4 protein-coding genes and 2 pseudogenes are annotated in these 3,200 nt (G+C 36.9%); all 6 read right to left on the reverse strand.

Annotated elements, in window-relative coordinates; genetic code table 11:
- Positions 1-248: 248 nt before the first annotated feature.
- Positions 249-1,526 (reverse strand): hypothetical protein, encoded by a 1,278-nt coding sequence (locus A3GS_RS0108980; protein ID WP_018365068.1) that lies wholly within the window; start codon positions 1,524-1,526, stop codon positions 249-251.
- An 81-nt stretch (positions 1,527-1,607) separates the two neighbouring features.
- Positions 1,608-1,799: pseudogene (locus A3GS_RS0108985) on the reverse strand (DUF2786 domain-containing protein); the annotation flags it as partial.
- Between the two features lies 1 nt (position 1,800).
- On the reverse strand, positions 1,801-2,262 hold the full coding sequence (locus A3GS_RS0108990; RefSeq protein ID WP_240430908.1) for a hypothetical protein: 462 nt from the start codon (positions 2,260-2,262) through the stop codon (positions 1,801-1,803).
- A gap of 107 nt (positions 2,263-2,369) precedes the next feature.
- Positions 2,370-2,456 (reverse strand): annotated as a pseudogene (locus A3GS_RS13105) (modification methylase Sau96I); the annotation flags it as partial.
- On the reverse strand, positions 2,449-2,826 hold the full coding sequence (locus A3GS_RS0109000) for a hypothetical protein (protein ID WP_018365072.1): 378 nt from the start codon (positions 2,824-2,826) through the stop codon (positions 2,449-2,451). The pseudogene A3GS_RS13105 and the gene A3GS_RS0109000, both read right to left, overlap by 8 nt.
- Before the next feature lie 105 nt (positions 2,827-2,931).
- Positions 2,932-3,200, reverse strand: a 269-nt coding sequence (locus tag A3GS_RS0109005) for a transposase family protein (protein WP_018365073.1), incomplete at its 5' end; no start/stop codon positions are given.

Below are 3,200 nucleotides of genomic sequence, written 5' to 3' on the forward strand. Positions count from 1 at the left end.
CCTAGCTAACCAACTAAGTGATTTCCCTTCTTCCGAGTGAAGTAGAACAATTTCTAGTTTTTCAGAGACAGACTTTGGACTTCTTTTGGACATAATAAAACTCCCGTTATAGTTTCTAGTGAAAATTTTTGTTTTTTCACTAGAAACTATAAGGGGAGTATATCACTCTGAAATAAAGAAAACCCACCTGCTGTAACAAGAGATGAAAAAAACGACTGGTCACTTACATGACTAGCTTGCTGTGCTGATTACTTGTTGGAATTTTTGACCTGCACAAGACCGAATCGCTTAGCCTCAGCCCCTAAAGCATATAAACCTAATAAGGCAAAAGATAATACCATAACGATAAACGTCCTCTCAGCTGAAACATACAACGTAGGACTAAAGCCCATCATTAACCTACTAGCTACACCCGATAAGATAATAGCCATACCTACACCCCACATACGAGACGGGAGTAATAACATGACGTAAGCAACGAGAACTACCGAAATAACCGTAAGTAACCCAAAATTAGACCACATACCTACCCGGCCACTCTCAGTAACCAAGCCAACGAACCTATCCTTGGGCGTAATCATATCACCCAAAGCACCTAAGACAGGCAATACCTTAATGTTAACGACAATTAAACCTAGTACAATGCTAACAAAAAAGGTAAGGAACGAACCGCCTCTAGCCATTCTAAGAATACCAACTACTAATCCAATAGCAATAAGAAAAGCCAGTAAATTAAAAATACCCAAGTATAATAACTGATAAATGGTCTCCGCCAAACCCGAATAAATCTTATCGAAAAAATTCAAATCATTGAAACTTTTATACCAGTTATGAGCCTCAGTCAAAAACCTAGCCCTGGCACCTGGGCAAAAAACTGCATTAAGAAGACCTACTGAACTAACTAACAACAAAAGGATATACTTAATACTAACCTTGGAACATTTAAAAGCTTGAAAAACAGCAAAAGCTAAACCAAATACAAAACCAAATACCGCTAACTGCTCATTCTCAACACTAAAGAGTAACATCAAGCTAGAGGCAATATACTTGCCACGACCAAGGAACAACATACCCCACAGAAACATAACGATAGGGAAAACATAGTTAGTAGTCGTAGGCATATACCCAGCCCCCGTAAGAACCGTAGGGTACATAATAAGTAAATAAACCCACGGAATAAAGAAACCAACTACAGATAAATTACCTTTATCCATCTCTGCATCTAAAAGTAACGAAAACCCCTTAAATAAGAAGAATATCGCTAGAAATACAGTAATGACAAATAAAGTAGTATACCTAGCGTAGAATGCTGTTATTGACTCTATAAGCAACCTACTAGACCAATTTTCGTACCGCCATAATGCAAAACTTATATAAGGGAAACTAAACTTATAAGCCATCTTACGAAACCAAACCGTATCGACTAATACAGACATAGGCTTAATAGAAACAACTAAGTACAGTAACGACATAATACCATAATACCAATTAGTAACCGTACTAAACCCCTTTAGTTTATCTATCATAAATTAACTCCTTTAATATTCTTCTAAAGACGCTTCCTACACAGTGTATGTTGTGTTCAAGACCAAACTAACTATCGTTGAATATTCCCAATGCCCCACCGTTTCTCCAATGTTATCGTTCTTCTGATAGGTCTTAATATCACTAATAGAAAGATTATGCTTAACCATGAGTTTTTGAGCCATCAGAAAAGCTGTTTGCCCTTCTTCATCACCTGGAGCATCATAAGCTAATTCCAACAGGTTTTGAACTTTAGATATAATCTTATTATCCATATCAATCCTCCGTTCGATACTTTCGTGGCAGATGCCAAGCATAATGTTCTGGATCATCAACCATTGCATTATAAAAGATCATATTCTCAGCAATAATTTCTTGCCATTTAGGAATCTCTTCACGATAGATACGATCTAGTCCGTAAAATTTTTTTGCAATAAAACGAACAGCTCCAATATGATCTCCTAAGCCAACAACACACAAAACATCATGTTCCATATCATAGACCCAATGACGTCTTGGATCCCTCAGTGTTTCCTCAGCAAATTCTCTATCCCTTTCTAACCAGTCATATCCTGGTCGATAGTAAACTTTCATTTGGAATAGTTCATTATTAAATCCATAAAAACAATGGCTGCATAGTGTCCTATTTTTATCTATCCACCAACAGGCACCGTGCTCATCATCTATGCAAGGTGTTATCCAATTACAACCACACCTTCTACAAATTCCTGTTTCCATGCTTTTTCTCCTCATCAGGTAGCAATCGTTTTAATTCAGTTGGAAAACCGTTTTCTACCCAATCTTCAATCAATTGATCTATTTCTTCTTGTGTCATAACCTTCCCTTTAATTAGTTTTCATACTCTTTGGAAGAGTTGTGTTTGGCAAACAATAACCATTTTGTGAATCTCTTTTTAAATAAAACTCAGGGCTCATAGATTTTCCCGCCCCAACTAGTTAACCCAACAACCTTTTTAGCTCCTGAAAAGTTATTGAATGGGTTTCCTGTGGTATTAGGGATGCTTAATAATTGTTCTGGGATTTTCTTAGAAAAAGTCCAATCTGTTATCCGTTCAGCTCGCTTTTCGATGGACGGATAAACCTGACTACCACACATTAGTCCGCCGTGTTTTTCAATTACTTCAAGACTTTTAGCCAATTGGTTCAGTTCTTGATACGTCGTACAGTTCATATAGTTCATACGCGCTTTCTCTAACGATTTACGCATTTCTCTGTCTAGAAAATCATGATAGGTAGGGTTACTGTTCCATTTTACTGTGTGATAATTAGATAACATCTGCATATAGGTATACCAAACACGCTTTAAGTCCGTCAAAAAAAGTATTTCGGTCTTAGTATATTTAGGAAGCTTTTTTTTGGTTATTTCTATATAAGACTTGTTCGGTAACTACATCATCTCATGGTTGATGATGCCACAAATCAACTCAGCTCTTAAGTCAAACCGTTTTCTACGATTACGATAGGGCTGTGCCATGATTTGAAAAGTTTTAAATTTGGCATTAAAGTGCTCAACTTCAATACGCATTTTAGCTATCTCGCGATTCAACTCTTTATCCTCTTGGGTTAAGGGGGGATTTCTAGAACGTTTAGCAGGAATAAAGGTATTTTCGTGACATTTCAAGATGCCTAAATACCCTAAATCTACGAAAACAAGGG

It is taken from the genome of Streptococcus caballi DSM 19004 (assembly GCF_000379985.1).
GTDB classification, from domain to species: Bacteria; Bacillota; Bacilli; order Lactobacillales; family Streptococcaceae; genus Streptococcus; species Streptococcus caballi.

Excerpts from the sequence above, each read along its gene's own strand:
- A3GS_RS0108980 (WP_018365068.1), bottom strand. The coding sequence starts at position 1,526 with ATGATAGATAAACTAAAGGGGTTTAGTACGGTTACTAATTGGTATTAT.
- A3GS_RS0108990 (WP_240430908.1), bottom strand. The coding sequence starts at position 2,262 with ATGGAAACAGGAATTTGTAGAAGGTGTGGTTGTAATTGGATAACACCT.
- A3GS_RS0109000 (WP_018365072.1), bottom strand. The coding sequence starts at position 2,826 with ATGCAGATGTTATCTAATTATCACACAGTAAAATGGAACAGTAACCCT.